This window comes from uncultured Parabacteroides sp., from assembly GCF_947855115.1.
Taxonomy (GTDB): domain Bacteria; phylum Bacteroidota; class Bacteroidia; order Bacteroidales; family Tannerellaceae; genus Parabacteroides.
On record NZ_CANTZW010000008.1, the window covers coordinates 37,017 to 50,855 of the forward strand.

Sequence of the window (13,839 nt, forward strand, 5' to 3'; positions counted from 1 at the left end):
TTTTACCTGCCCATCAAGAATGATTTGAATCCCTCGAAATCTTTTGCCAAGCCAATACTTTGCTTTGTACCTTCCATGAAAGCCTTCAGTTTCGCCGGGATCTCGATGTTGGCCTCTAATATCTTATCGACAGCCCCTTTGAATTTAGCGGGATGGGCAGTCTCTAGGAACAAACCCGTCTCGGTCTCGCTTAAATTGCTGTCTATTAATCCTTGATAGCCACAGGCTCCATGTGGGTCGAGGATATATCCCGTTTCTTTATAAACCGCTCGCATCGTAGAGGCGATTTCCTCGTCTGTATAACGATGTCCGGTGATCAGTTTGCATATTTCTTTATGGGGATCATCAAATGCGCTGAATAGTTCGATGATACGAGCGAAATTACTCGGATTGCCTACGTCCATGGCGTTTGCTAGGGTAGCGACTGATGGGCGGGGCGTATAAGTTCCTGTATTCAGATATTCCAGGAATACATCGTTACGGTTGTTGGCCGCTACGAAACGCTTGATAGGGAGCCCCATCCAATAGGCGAACAATCCAGCGGTGATATTTCCGAAATTACCACTCGGTACACAAACGACTAGCTCGTCCGCTTTTCCCAGTTTATCCAGTTGAGCATAAGCGTTGAAATAATAGAATGATTGGGGCAAAAAACGGGCTACATTGATAGAGTTAGCCGAGGTCAGTTTCATATGACGGTTTAATTCTTCGTCCATAAAGGCAGATTTAACCAATGCCTGGCAATCATCGAATGTTCCGTCTATCTCCAATGCCGTGATGTTCTGTCCTAATGTCGTGAACTGGCATTCTTGGATCGGGCTGACCTTTCCCTTGGGATAAAGCACATACACGTGAATGCCCGGAACCCCTAGGAAGCCATTGGCGACAGCGCTTCCCGTATCACCGGAAGTAGCGACCAAAACGTTTACCTGTTTCAACCCCTCTTTCTTTATGAAATAACCGAGCAGGCGAGCCATGAAACGGCCTCCTACATCCTTGAAAGCCAGTGTAGGTCCGTGAAATAATTCAAGGCTATAGATATTATCCTTCACCGATACCACCGGGGTTTCGAAAGAAAGCGTATCTTTTACGATACTGTCTAGTACTTCCGGTTCAATGTCTTCCCCGAAAAACATCCGTGCCACCGTACAGGCGATCTCGTGAAAGGATTGGTTCTTCATATTGGCTATCACCTCCTCGTCCAAGGAGTCGATATACTCGGGCATATATAAGCCCTTATCGCCGGCCAAGCCTTTTACGACAGCCTCTTCCAGGCTAGCAACAGGGGCTTGTTTGTTTGTGCTGTAATATTTCATGGTTTAATCTTTTAGAAATTCTTTAATAAATTGATCTTTTTCCAGTATGCCATATTTGCCGTTTACTACGGAGAATTCATCAAATGTGGTAACGGGATCGGGCTGCTCTCCCGGTTTGTAAATCAGGAAAGGAACCGGGGTATTCGTATGCGTACGTATAGCGCAAGGAGTAGGGTGGTCCGGAAGGATGGCGATCGCTACCGGCTCGGTCCATTTTTGCGTTTCCTCGTAGATGATACGTACGGCACGGTTGTCCAGATACTCTATTGTCTTAACTTTCAAGTCTACGTCTCCTTCATGCCCAGCCTCGTCGCTAGCCTCGATGTGTAGGTAAACGAAATTGCTTGTTTTGAGGGCTTCAAGAGCAGCATATGCTTTTCCCTCATAGTTTGTATCATATAATCCGGTAGCACCCTCTACGTGAAGCACCTCGAGACCGGCGTAAACACCGATTCCCCGGATGAGATCGACGGCTGAGATCACGGAACCTTTCCCGAAGCCATACATTTCTTGCATCGTCTGCATGGCCGGACGGTAACCTGGAGACCAAGGCCAGATACTGTTTGCCGGATCTTTCCCTACTGCCATACGTTTGAGATTCACCGGGTGATCCTTTAAGATCTCTTGCGATTTGAGGATTAATTCATTTAATAAGTTAGCGGTCTCTTGTGCTTCCGGAACTTCCGGTTTTATCATTAAAGGCCGGAAAGGATGGAGGGGAACGTCGTGCGGTGGCGTACAATCCAACCGTTTATCACCTCCTTTAATTACCAATAAATGGCGGTAGGAGACTCCCGTATAGAACTTGATACGGTCGGAGCCTAATCGCTCGTTTAGGCATTGGATCAACTCGTCCGCTTCCTCCGTGGAGATATGGCCGGAAGAGTGATTCTTCAAGATATCACCTTCTACGCAGATTAAGTTACAGCGCATCGCCATTTCACCGGATTGTAGGGCGACACCTATGCTGGCGGCTTCCAATACACCTCGTCCCTCGTACACGGTTGGTAAATCGTACCCTAGTACCGCCATGTTAGCAACCTCGCTACCGGGATGGAAACCATCTGCCACAGTCTTCATTCTCCCTGTCACTCCCAGTTCTGCCAGTTTATCCATATAAGGAGTCTTGGCATACTGCATTGGGGTCTTGCCTCCCAGAGCCTCTATCGGCTCGTCGGCCATTCCATCACCTAAAATGATAATGTGTTTCATACCTATCGAATATTAGCAATGGATATGATGTCGGCGAATACGCCTGCGGCCGTTACATCGGCTCCGGCACCATATCCTTTGATGATCATTGGATATTCATGATATCTTTCAGTGGAGATCATGATGATGTTGTTGCTACCCTCCAGTTCGTAGAACGGATGATGGCTGTCTACGGCCTGTAAGCCGACCTCGCAAGCACCATTCTCCATTTTTGCCACGAAACGGAAACGTTTGCCTTCCGCTTCCAATCGTTGGCGTTTCTCTTCGAAACCGGCATCCGTATCCTTGATATTCTTCCAGAAATCCTCGAGGGAACCTTCGAAATATTTTTCAGGGATGAATAAATTGCGTTTTACATCGGCTTGTTCCACCGGGTAACCGGCTTCGCGGGCTAGGATGACCAACTTGCGGATTACGTCTTTGCCGCTGAGGTCTATACGTGGGTCCGGCTCGGCATATCCTGCCTCCTTCGCCATATGGATCGCCTCACTGAAGGGAATATCGGCACTGATCGTGTTGAAGATATAATTCAGCGTACCGGAAAGTACGGCTTCGAGTTTCAATATATGGTCACCGCTGTTGATCAAGTCGTTCATCGTATTGATAATCGGGAGACCGGCGCCTACATTCGTCTCGAACAAGAACTTGATGTCTCGGTGGCGGGCGGTCTCCTTCAGCGTGATATAATTATCGTATGAGGAAGAGGCTGCTTCTTTGTTGGCAGCCACGACGGATACGTTGTTGTTCATCAACGTCTCGTAAAGATCTGCCACGTCTGGGCTTGCCGTGCAATCCACAAATACGGAGTTGAAGATATTCATCTTTACGATCTCTTCGCACAGGTGCTTCGGGTTACTTTCTTCCCCGTTCTTCTTCAGTTCGTCCAGATAATTGTCGAGATTGATCCCTTCCCTGCAGAAAATGGCTTTCTTGGAGTTTGAGATACCTACGACATTTAGTTTCAGGCCGTTTTGTTGCATCAGTTTTGGCTGCTGGATACGTATTTGCTCCAATAAATTACCACCCACCGTTCCTACACCGGCGATAAAAAGGTTCAATACTTTATATTCGGACAAGAAAAAAGAATCATGAATGGAGTTCAATGCCTTGCGAAGATATTTATGCTTGATAACGAAAGAGATATTCGTCTCGGAAGCACCTTGGGCGCAAGCGATCACGCTGATACCCGCACGTCCCAACGTGCCAAAGAGCTTACCGGCGATACCTGGGGTACGTTTCATATTCTCGCCTACGATAGCGACAGTAGCCAAATCTTTCTCCGCTACGGTATCGTTCATATCACCTTGCGCACGTTCCAAAGCGAACTCATCATTCAATACTTGCACGGCCAAATCAGCGTCGGCGTTACGCACGGCGAAAGTCGTGTTGTTCTCAGAACTGGCCTGTGATACCATGAATACGCTGATACCATTCTTAGCGAGCGTCTTAAAGATCCGGTAGTTCACGCCAATCACGCCTACCATACCTAAACCCTGTACCGTGATCAGGCAAGTGTCGTTGATTGAGGAGATACCTTTGATGATCGCCTTACCTTCATCTTTCACCCGGTCTTTTGAGATATAGGTTCCGGGAGCGGTAGGATTGAAAGTATTCAAGATACGGATCGGGATATTCTTATGATAAACCGGATAGATAGTCGGCGGGTAAATTACTTTCGCCCCGAAGTTACATAACTCCATTGCCTCCGTGAAAGTAAGCCGGTCGATCACGTAGGCGGAGCTGATCACGCGGGGATCAGCGGTCATAAAACCATCCACGTCCGTCCAGATCTCTAAGACAGAAGCGTCGAGGGCTGTCGCCAAGATAGATGCAGTATAATCCGAACCTCCCCGTCCAAGATTCGTGACCTCTCCGGTTTCTGTACTGGAAGAGATAAATCCGGGAACTAAGGACACCTTAGGTAGCGGCGAAAAAGTCTCTTTTATTAGCTTGTTGGTCAAGTCGAAATCCACGATATGTTTGTTGAATTGCTTGACTGTCTTGATAAATTTGCGAGAGTCGAACAATTTAGCATCCTTGATCACATTCGATACGATCAAAGAAGATAGACGCTCGCCATAACTTACGATTGTGTCGGATGTCTTGGCTGATAGATCATTGATCAAATAAACACCTTTGAAAATATTGCTCAATTCATCCAGCAAGGCCATCACTTTCTTCTGGATGTCCATGCGTATCTCTTTATCCTCAATCACTCCCTCGATTACGTCTAGATGGCGGGCGATGATTTCCGATAATTCTTTCTCGTAGGCGAGATTACCCTTGGAAGCCATGGTAGAGGTGGCCAGTAATTTGTCGGTGATACCCCCTAAGGCAGAGACAACAACGATTACGGGCTCTTCAATAGCCTCTACTATTTTCTTTACACTTAAGATACTATTCACGGAACCTACGGACGTTCCGCCGAATTTTAATACTTTCATCTTTTTATAGTTGACAGTTGACAGTTGATAATTGACAGTTACCTTGGGTAAATACTCATTATAAACCGGTCAACTTGGGTTTATTATTTAAGAGATAATTTAAAAAGGATTTTTATAGGTAGTGATAGTTGACTTCCACGTATGACAATAAGCTGCCCATTGTTTATTGTCAACTGTCAACCGAATTGAAGTGTTACATTCTAACCCCCCAAGGGGTCATCAATGCCCAGGTATAATATGAGGATTCTATACTCATCATTGACTTTGTCTTGTACTTATTCTTATTCTTTTATATTATGAGGGGCAATATTACGCATTATTTTTCATATTGCAAGCGTTTTTGTCAAAAGATTGACTATTTTGTTGCTCAAGGTCTGCTCTACTCTTGCTTTGGGTCACTAAATAGACTCCGGAAAAGATAAGTGCGGCCGATAATAATTTTGTTACGCTAAAGCTATCTTGACCAATCAATACGGCGATAAAGGAGGCTACGACCGGCTGGATATAATTATACATGCTGACGGTGGTCGGACGGATTCGCTTCAAGGCTGGCGGTATTAATAAATAAGGTACGAATGTAGCCCCGAATAATACGAAGAATATGGCACCTAGTTCTTGGGTATCGAAGATTTCCTTATGAAAGGCCGGTGTGTTCCATATGGATTCGATGGCGAAAGGTAAAGTGATCAACGTAGAGAACAAGAACATCCATTTCATCATTGTGACGGATGAGTACTTGAGTGTTAGCGGTTTGGATACTACCAGATAGATTGAGTACATGAATCCGCTTATCGTAATCAGTAGATTTCCTCCCAGACTACTTGCTTGACTAGAACCTTGTGCGGATTGGAGTATTAAGGAAACCGCTCCGGATACACCGAATAGTACACCGAACGTTTTCATCCGTGTGATAGGTTCTTTCAGAATCAAAGCTGCAAGGATCATGACAAAGATAGGGACGGCTGTAGCGATAATGGAAGCGTCTACCGGAGATGTAGTATTTAATCCCCAGATAAACAACCCCTGGTTCAAACCCACCCCGCAAAGGGCACAGAGGCATAGAAGCCCCAAGTCTTTCAGCGGTACTTTTTCGTAGGGTACGAACATGGAGGTGATCCAGAACATCACACAAGCGAAACTCATCCGCATACATGTTAACGCTTCAGGATGTACATGTTCGGGGAGTAGATATTTGGATACGGGCATATTAATGGCAAACAGGATGTTTGCCGTTAATATAAGAAGATGCCCTTTTAACTTTTCTTGGTTCATCATAAGAACGATCTTCTGATTATATGTGCAGACTTGTTTTCAAGTAGGCAAAGTTCCTACTTTTTTTTGTAAATCAAAAATATAAGTATTGGTTTCTAAGGTAACAACTCCAATTTTCATAGAATCCCACTGAAAAAGAATGATCGTATAATTTGTAGAGATGAATACACCTGAATATACTCAGATTAATCTTGTGTTTAATCTAAATATATTCAGGTATCACTCATTGATATATTTTGCATCTTTATAGACAGCTGCATTATATATGAACGTTTCCTCCCGTCAAGATGAAACAGCCGCTCCTCCCATGATATCTAGCAATTCATTAGTGATGGCTTGCTGGCGGGTTTTATTATATTGTAGGGTTAGTTGCTGGATTAAATCGTTTGCGTTGTCGTTTGCGGTCTGCATGGCCATCATACGGGCGGCATGCTCGGCAGTCGAGGTATCGAGCAAGGTAGTATAAACAGCCAAATTAAGCAATTTCGGAAAAAGCTGGTTACGCAATTCTTCAGGTGAAGGTTCAAGGATATAATTGGTGGCCGTAACGCTAGTTTCTGCCTCCGAGAGGGAGAGAGGAAGATACGTTTTATGGGTTACGATTTGGGTAGCTGTATTCTTGAAATGGTGGTAAAGTAATTCTACCCGATCTACTTTGCCCGTGGTAAATAATTCCATAAGGCAGTTCGCTAAAGATACGGCACTTTTATAAGATGGTTTTTCGCCGATCGTGACAAAACTTGCGTCGAAGCGATAACCCGCCTTATGAAGCTCGTCCGCTATTTTTTTCCCGATAGGGTAGAGGCATGCCTCTATTTGCTGATCCTTATAAGTCTGGAGTTTAGCAGACAGTTCTTTCCAGATGTTGGCATTGAACGCTCCACATAAGCCTGCGCTTGATGAGAATACGGCGATAGCTACCTTACCCACCTTACGTTGCTCAGTGTAAGGTGAGTCTAGGTCGCATTCTGCTGAAAGAAGACCGTTTAAGATTGCGGACAGCTTATTTGCGTATGTGAGTGTATGCTCGGTTTGTGCCTGGGCATGATGAAGCTTAGCCGAGGAAACCATTTTCATGGCGGCGGTAATCTTTTGCGTGCTCCGTATTGAGGCGATCCGAACTTTTATTTCTTTCAATGAGGCCATAATCTTGTTTAGTTGACAGTTTGATGTTGATAAGTAATAGTTGATACAACAGATGCGAAGCAACTGCCAACTATTATTTGGCAACAGTCAACTGCTTCGCTGTTTTTTCTAATATACTCCGTATCTCATCATTGATGACACCGGTCTTTAATACATCCAATACGTCCCGCTGGTGAGAGGTTCGTAATTCTTGCAAAAACATTGCCTCAAATTCGTGTACCTTGTCTAATGGGACCTCTTTCAACAAACCCTGTGTTCCGCAATAAAGGATTGCGATTTGCTCCTCTACCGGCATCGGGCTGTATTGAGGCTGTATCAATAACTGGGTATTTTTCTGTCCCTTGTCGATCGTGAAAGCGGTGACGGCATCCATCTCTCCTCCGAATTTGGAGAAAGATTCCAGTTCGCGGAATTGAGCTTGGTCGATCTTCAGGGTCCCCGCTACCTTTTTCATCGCTTTCAGTTGCGCATTACCGCCTACACGGGAAACGGAAATTCCGACATTGATCGCCGGACGGTTTCCTTGGTTGAACAAATCTGTCTCAAGGAATATCTGTCCGTCAGTGATAGAGATTACGTTTGTCGGGATATAAGCTGATACGTCTCCCGCTTGTGTCTCGATGATTGGCAATGCGGTCAAGGAACCACCTCCTTTCACCTTGTCTTTCATACTTTCGGGAAGATCGTTCATCTCACGGGCTACTTCCGGCTGGTTGATGATCTTGGCGGCACGTTCCAATAGGCGAGAGTGCAGGTAGAAAATATCACCCGGATACGCCTCGCGTCCGGAAGGACGGCGCAAGATCAAGGAAACCTCACGGTAGGCTACAGCCTGCTTAGACAGATCATCGTAAACCACCAAGGCATGGCGTCCGCTGTCGCGGAAGTACTCTCCGATGGCTGCTCCGGCGAAGGGAGCGAAATATTGCATGGCCGCAGGGTCGGAGGCAGTCGCACTTACGACAATTGTATAATCCATGGCTCCTTTCTCCTGCAAGGTATTCACCAAAGCCGCTACTGTAGAGCCTTTTTGTCCGATCGCCACGTAAATACAGTAAACTGGATTACCTGCCTCGTAGCTACTGCGCTGATTGATGATCGTATCAATAGCGATTGAGGTCTTTCCGGTTTGTCGGTCACCGATGATCAGCTCACGCTGTCCTCTTCCGATAGGGATCATCGCATCTACAGCCTTGATACCAGTCTGCAAAGGCTCGTTCACCGGCTGACGGAAAATCACACCAGGGGCTTTACGCTCTAGTGGCATCTCGCAAGTCTCGCCAAGGATATCGCCTTTACCGTCGATCGGGTTTCCCAACGGATCGATTACACGACCGATCATTCCCTCACTGACATCAATAGAGGCTATACGGCCCGTGCGTTTTACGGTATCGCCTTCTTTTATTTGGTCGGTTGGCCCTAGAAGGACGGCTCCGACATTATCCTCCTCCAAGTTCATCACGATAGCTTCCATCCCGTTATCGAATTGAAGCAATTCGTTTGCTTCTGCGTTATCCAGCCCGTAGATGCGGGCTACGCCATCACTCACCTGCAATACGGTCCCGACCTCTTCCAGTTTGATACTGGTATTGATCCCTTCCAATTGTTGGCGCAGGATGGAGGAAACTTCACTCACTTTTATCTGTTCTGTCATACTTCTTCTTTTTTATCTGTTTTCGAGTAGCCCGGTCCGTATATCCCGCAATTGCGTCGCATAGCTGGCATCTATCCGATAATTACCGATACGCAGGCGGAATCCTCCGATCAGTTCCGGTTCCACATGGCCGGAGAACTCGATCGTGCATCCCGTTTCTTTCCGCAACTTGTCTTGCAGGTGAGACTTGATCTCTGCGTCTACCGGTACAGCCGTATCGAATCGTACCCGGGTAATCTTTTTGTCTTTCCGGTACAAATGGATATAAATGTAAGCGATGAAGGGCAACAACGTTTCCCGTTTATGGCGTAATACCAAATCGATGAAACGAGAATATAGCTCGCATACCTCAATACCTCCCGCCGCCGTAAGCAACTTCACTTTTTCCGGAATGGAAACGATCGGGTTATTTAAAGCCCCCTTTAGTTCCGGTTCCATCGAGAAGCTGTCTGCCAGCATCTTCATATCGTCATATACCCGGCTTTCCTGCCCCTTGTCTTTCGCAAGGGAAAAAAGCGCTTTGGCATACCGGGAAGAAATAGTTCCTATATCCATACCTTACGATTTACTAAACGATACCTCATCCAGCAGCCGGTCGATAATCTGTTGCTGTCCATTATCCCGGCCGATTTTCTCTTTCATTACTTTCTCTGCTATAGCGATAGACAGATCCGCTATCTCCGAGCGGACTTCGCGAATGGCTTTCTCTTTCTCTTCGCGGATACGCCGGGTAGCCTCTTCTATCTGCAGATGTGCCTCAGAGGTGGCTTTTTGCCGTGCCTCCTCGATAATCCGCTCTTTTTCGGCAAAGGCCTCCTTCATGATCATGTTTTGCTTTTCCTTGGCTTCGGCTAATATCTTCTCGCCTTCGGCCTGGATATTGGCAAGTTGCTCATTCGCCTGCCGAGCGGTCTCCAAGGAATTGTCGATGAATGCTTTTCGCTGCTCGATCGCTTTGACAATCACGGGAAAACCGTATTTGGAAAGGATCACGAAGACAATCCCGAATGAGATGATCATCCAGAATAGAAGCCCTGAATCCGGTGTTAATAAGGACATAGTTTGTTACTTTTTATTGGAACAACGCCAAGAAACATACGACAATTGCGAACAATGCCACACCTTCTACCAACGCTCCCATAATCAACATTGAGGTACGGATCTCTCCTGCGGCTGACGGCTGGCGTCCTATGGCTTCAACGGCACCTTTACCGATCAATCCGATTCCGATACCTGCGCCTATCGCGGCGAATCCCGCACCTATAGTCGCTCCCATCTTAGCTATGCCCATTCCGGCTGCCGCTTGTAATAAAATAGTCGATAACATACTGTTTAATTTTAAATTAATAACCTTGATAATATGATTCTAATACCTTGAATTTTTTAGATTTACTCCCTCACCTTGGCTAGCCCGATATAATTGGCAGACAACAGGGTGAAAATATAAGCTTGCAAGCAAGCCACCAACAGTTCTAGGCAGTTCATGAATGCACAGAACAAGACGGATACGATTGTCATTCCGAAATTTACGGCTGCTCCCATCGTCACTGTTATGAATATCAGGCAGGTAAGTGCCAGAATAATCGTGTGGCCCGCCATGATATTGGCGAACAGACGGATCATCAACGCAAACGGCTTTGTGAATACCCCGAAAAATTCCACGAATGGCATGATCGGTAACGGCAGTTTTAGGTAGATTGGCGCTTTGGGCCAGAAGATGTCTTTCCAATACTCTTTCGTGGCGAACAGATTGACCGCTATGAAAGTGCAAAGAGCCAATACACCTGTCACTGCTATATTTCCTGTAATGTTGGCACCTCCGGGAAATATAGGGATAATCCCGATTAGGTTATTGATCAAGATAAAGAAAAATACCGTCAACAAATAAGACGAAAACGGTCTATATTCTTTTCCGATCGCCTCTTTGATCACACCATCCTGTATGTAGGAAATAACCATTTCCATCAATCCAATGAACCCGCCTGGAGCCTCGTTAGGATGCTTTTTGTACCAACGGGCAGCCCGGAGGACTATGAAAAGCAAGATACTGCAATTAAGGAACAGTCCGCAAACATTCTTGGTCAAAGAGAAATCCATCGGACGTACTTCTTCTCCTGCGCTATTTTTCTCGACGACCTTTCCTGCATGCTCACCATCTTCAGCGATGTAGTAATTATGATGCGTCCGGCCTTGATGCAAGTGAGACGACAAGAATAGATCCCATCCTCTTTCCTCGCTCTTCACTAAGATAGGCAGAGGAATTGCGATCTCTTGTCCGTTCCATTCCGTGATATGCCACGTGTAGGCATCTTGAATGTGGGAGAAGACGATATCTTGTACGTCTACCTCACCGGATGCCGCTTTTGCTGGCGTGAGAAAATAGAGCCACATCCAGAATGCGATCCATATGTATTTGTTACTTTTGATTGTTCTCATCATCCTTTTCCCTTTTCTCTCTTTTCATTCTTTTCTTTTCAAACAGATATAAGGTATAAGTCTCCAGCCCGAGGTAAATGAAATAGAATAACATCAACGTGAAACCGAATGTCTTTAAGTGTTGCCCGACAAGTGCCGCATATATCCAAAGGAAAGCGAAAGCGAGCGTGAACTTACAGAACCGGACCAACATGTACATGGTTACGGTCACATCCCCTTTTTTCCTTTTTACCCGATCTAGGAAAAAAGTCATTGCCATTGCCATAATCCAGTAAAAGAAGGGTATGGACGGATACCACGCAAAATAGTGTTCTGGCCAGATGGTGTATAATAAACCACCTAATGAAACACCTATTACCACGTTGATAAACGTGATCAACCCCATTAACCTCATTTTTAATCTGCCATTCATTGTCGTATGTTTTTATTCGACGCAAACGGATAGGATATCGTCTTTTACCTCTACGAATCCGCTTTGTATCGTTTGTTCTTGTCTTTTGCCGTTCGCCTCGAACCGGATCGTACCTGCCTTTAACGCCGCTATCAATGGAGCGTGATGAGGCAATATGTCGAATGAGCCGGCGCTTCCCGGGAATGAGACAGACTCTACCTCGCCATCAAAAAGAATACCGTCCGGTGCTACAATTTCCAGTTTCATATTGATTAGTTTGCTTGTTCTTTCAGGTGCTTAGCCTTCTCCAAGACATCCTCGATGGTTCCTACGTTTAAGAATGCCTGTTCAGGTATGTCATCGGTTTCCCCGTCCATGATCATCTTAAATCCCCGGATCGTATCCTCTATGGAAACCATGACCCCAGGAACACCAGTGAATTGTTCAGCCACGGAGAAAGGCTGAGATAAGAAACGTTGTACCCGGCGGGCTCGGTTGACCGTTAACCTGTCCTCGTCGGAAAGCTCTTCCATACCTAAGATAGATATGATATCTTGTAGTTCCTTGTTCCGTTGCAGAATTTGTTTTACCCGTTGCGCCGTCTCGTAATGTTCTTTACCTACGATCAACGGGTCAAGGATACGCGATGTAGATTCCAGAGGGTCTACGGCAGGGTAGATGCCAAGCTCCGTGATCTTACGACTTAATACGGTTGTTGCGTCTAGGTGAGTGAAGGTGGTTGCAGGAGCTGGGTCTGTCAAGTCGTCAGCCGGGACATAAACCGCCTGTACAGAGGTGATAGAGCCCTTTTTCGTAGAGGTGATACGCTCTTGCATAGCACCCATCTCCGTGGCGAGTGTAGGTTGGTAACCTACGGCAGAGGGCATACGGCCCAGCAAAGCGGAAACCTCGGAACCAGCCTGGGTGAAACGGAAAATGTTGTCAATAAAGAACAAGATATCTTTCTTTTCTCCTTCAGAGGCTTTGTCACGGAAAGATTCGGCGATGGTCAAGCCCGATAAGGCTACAGACGAGCGAGCTCCCGGTGGTTCGTTCATTTGTCCGAATACCAAGGTCGCTTGCGATTTTGCTAGCTCTTCATAATCGATCTTTGATAAGTCCCAATGGCCGGCCTCCATGCTCTTCTTGAACTCCTCGCCATATCGTATGACACCAGATTGAATCATCTCACGTAACAAATCGTTTCCTTCACGCGTACGCTCTCCTACTCCGGCGAAAACAGAGAATCCATTGTTCTTCTTTGCGATGTTATTGATCAATTCCATGATTAACACCGTTTTACCAACTCCAGCTCCCCCGAAAAGTCCGATCTTACCACCTTTTGCATAAGGTTCCAGTAAATCGATAACTTTGATACCCGTGTACAATACTTCTTGGGTCGTTGTCAGATCCTCAAATTTAGGAGGCTCCCGATGTATGGGAAGAGCTCCGCTTTTAGTAAGCTCAGTCATGCCGTCAATAGGATCACCGGTGACATTCATCAAACGCCCTTTGACTTGATCTCCCGTCGGCATGGTGATAGGCATTCCGTATGACACGGCTTCCATGCCCCGTCTCAGTCCATCGGTCGTATCCATTGCTACGGTACGGACGGTGTTTTCCCCGATATGCTGTTGTACTTCAACGATCAAGATTTTTCCGTTTGGACGGGAAATCTCCATGGCGTCGTGGATACGAGGAAGGGTTACAGTTTCTTCTGCCCCATAATCAAAGTGGATATCCACTACCGGGCCGATAACCTGTGAGATATAGCCTTTTATTTCTCCCATAAAACCAATTTGTTATTTATCTTAACCTATTAAAATGTCGCTGCAATATTACGTTTTATGGTGTTTCGATTTTAAAAAATATAACTTTTTGTGTCTTTTTGAGTTTAGTTAAACTTTTGACTATTTGATTATAGTTCTAAAATAAACCAATTTGTTTCTTATTTGGACGAATTGGATA

Annotated in this window: 13 protein-coding genes; all 13 read right to left on the reverse strand. The window is 45.8% G+C overall.

What is annotated here, in order from left to right:
- Window positions 1-2: 2 nt before the first annotated feature.
- Window positions 3-1,316: a threonine synthase gene (thrC, locus tag Q0110_RS07150; protein WP_297904919.1), complete on the reverse strand. Its 1,314-nt coding sequence runs from the start codon at window positions 1,314-1,316 to the stop codon at window positions 3-5.
- Window positions 1,317-1,319: 3 nt separating this feature from the next.
- Window positions 1,320-2,528 carry a cofactor-independent phosphoglycerate mutase gene (locus Q0110_RS07155; protein ID WP_297904922.1) on the reverse strand — a complete coding sequence of 403 codons (1,209 nt, stop codon included), beginning with the start codon at window positions 2,526-2,528 and terminating at the stop codon, window positions 1,320-1,322.
- Window positions 2,529-2,530: 2 nt separating this feature from the next.
- Window positions 2,531-4,972 (reverse strand): bifunctional aspartate kinase/homoserine dehydrogenase I, encoded by a 2,442-nt coding sequence (gene thrA / locus Q0110_RS07160; RefSeq protein ID WP_297904925.1) that lies wholly within the window; start codon window positions 4,970-4,972, stop codon window positions 2,531-2,533.
- A gap of 309 nt (window positions 4,973-5,281) precedes the next feature.
- Window positions 5,282-6,247: a DMT family transporter gene (locus Q0110_RS07165; protein ID WP_297904928.1), complete on the reverse strand. Its 966-nt coding sequence runs from the start codon at window positions 6,245-6,247 to the stop codon at window positions 5,282-5,284.
- A gap of 279 nt (window positions 6,248-6,526) precedes the next feature.
- Complete coding sequence (locus Q0110_RS07170) at window positions 6,527-7,390, reverse strand: F0F1 ATP synthase subunit gamma (protein ID WP_297904931.1); 864 nt, start codon at window positions 7,388-7,390, stop codon at window positions 6,527-6,529.
- Window positions 7,391-7,463: 73 nt separating this feature from the next.
- Window positions 7,464-9,044, reverse strand: a complete 1,581-nt coding sequence (gene atpA / locus Q0110_RS07175; RefSeq protein ID WP_297904934.1) for a F0F1 ATP synthase subunit alpha — start codon at window positions 9,042-9,044, stop codon at window positions 7,464-7,466.
- Between the two features lie 12 nt (window positions 9,045-9,056).
- Window positions 9,057-9,599, reverse strand: a complete 543-nt coding sequence (locus Q0110_RS07180; RefSeq protein ID WP_297904943.1) for a F0F1 ATP synthase subunit delta — start codon at window positions 9,597-9,599, stop codon at window positions 9,057-9,059.
- 3 nt (window positions 9,600-9,602) lie between these two features.
- Complete coding sequence (gene atpF, locus Q0110_RS07185; protein WP_297904946.1) at window positions 9,603-10,103, reverse strand: F0F1 ATP synthase subunit B; 501 nt, start codon at window positions 10,101-10,103, stop codon at window positions 9,603-9,605.
- Between the two features lie 13 nt (window positions 10,104-10,116).
- On the reverse strand, window positions 10,117-10,371 hold the full coding sequence (atpE, locus tag Q0110_RS07190) for an ATP synthase F0 subunit C (protein ID WP_005633044.1): 255 nt from the start codon (window positions 10,369-10,371) through the stop codon (window positions 10,117-10,119).
- 62 nt (window positions 10,372-10,433) lie between these two features.
- Complete coding sequence (atpB, locus tag Q0110_RS07195) at window positions 10,434-11,483, reverse strand: F0F1 ATP synthase subunit A (RefSeq protein ID WP_297904958.1); 1,050 nt, start codon at window positions 11,481-11,483, stop codon at window positions 10,434-10,436.
- On the reverse strand, window positions 11,461-11,892 hold the full coding sequence (locus Q0110_RS07200) for a hypothetical protein (protein WP_297904961.1): 432 nt from the start codon (window positions 11,890-11,892) through the stop codon (window positions 11,461-11,463). The genes atpB and Q0110_RS07200 overlap by 23 nt, the downstream gene beginning before the upstream one ends.
- Window positions 11,893-11,904: 12 nt before the next feature.
- Entirely contained in the window at window positions 11,905-12,138 is a 234-nt protein-coding gene (gene atpC / locus Q0110_RS07205) for an ATP synthase F1 subunit epsilon (RefSeq protein WP_297904963.1), read from the reverse strand.
- Window positions 12,139-12,143: 5 nt separating this feature from the next.
- On the reverse strand, window positions 12,144-13,661 hold the full coding sequence (atpD, locus tag Q0110_RS07210) for a F0F1 ATP synthase subunit beta (protein ID WP_297904967.1): 1,518 nt from the start codon (window positions 13,659-13,661) through the stop codon (window positions 12,144-12,146).
- Window positions 13,662-13,839: the final 178 nt, after the last annotated feature.

Coding starts and splice junctions, on each gene's coding strand:
- thrC (WP_297904919.1), bottom strand. CDS start 1,316: ATGAAATATTACAGCACAAACAAACAAGCCCCTGTTGCTAGCCTGGAA.
- Q0110_RS07155 (WP_297904922.1), bottom strand. CDS start 2,528: ATGAAACACATTATCATTTTAGGTGATGGAATGGCCGACGAGCCGATA.
- thrA (WP_297904925.1), bottom strand. CDS start 4,972: ATGAAAGTATTAAAATTCGGCGGAACGTCCGTAGGTTCCGTGAATAGT.
- Q0110_RS07165 (WP_297904928.1), bottom strand. CDS start 6,247: ATGATGAACCAAGAAAAGTTAAAAGGGCATCTTCTTATATTAACGGCA.
- Q0110_RS07170 (WP_297904931.1), bottom strand. CDS start 7,390: ATGGCCTCATTGAAAGAAATAAAAGTTCGGATCGCCTCAATACGGAGC.
- atpA (WP_297904934.1), bottom strand. CDS start 9,044: ATGACAGAACAGATAAAAGTGAGTGAAGTTTCCTCCATCCTGCGCCAA.
- Q0110_RS07180 (WP_297904943.1), bottom strand. CDS start 9,599: ATGGATATAGGAACTATTTCTTCCCGGTATGCCAAAGCGCTTTTTTCC.
- atpF (WP_297904946.1), bottom strand. CDS start 10,103: ATGTCCTTATTAACACCGGATTCAGGGCTTCTATTCTGGATGATCATC.
- atpE (WP_005633044.1), bottom strand. CDS start 10,371: ATGTTATCGACTATTTTATTACAAGCGGCAGCCGGAATGGGCATAGCT.
- atpB (WP_297904958.1), bottom strand. CDS start 11,483: ATGATGAGAACAATCAAAAGTAACAAATACATATGGATCGCATTCTGG.
- Q0110_RS07200 (WP_297904961.1), bottom strand. CDS start 11,892: ATGAATGGCAGATTAAAAATGAGGTTAATGGGGTTGATCACGTTTATC.
- atpC (WP_297904963.1), bottom strand. CDS start 12,138: ATGAAACTGGAAATTGTAGCACCGGACGGTATTCTTTTTGATGGCGAG.
- atpD (WP_297904967.1), bottom strand. CDS start 13,661: ATGGGAGAAATAAAAGGCTATATCTCACAGGTTATCGGCCCGGTAGTG.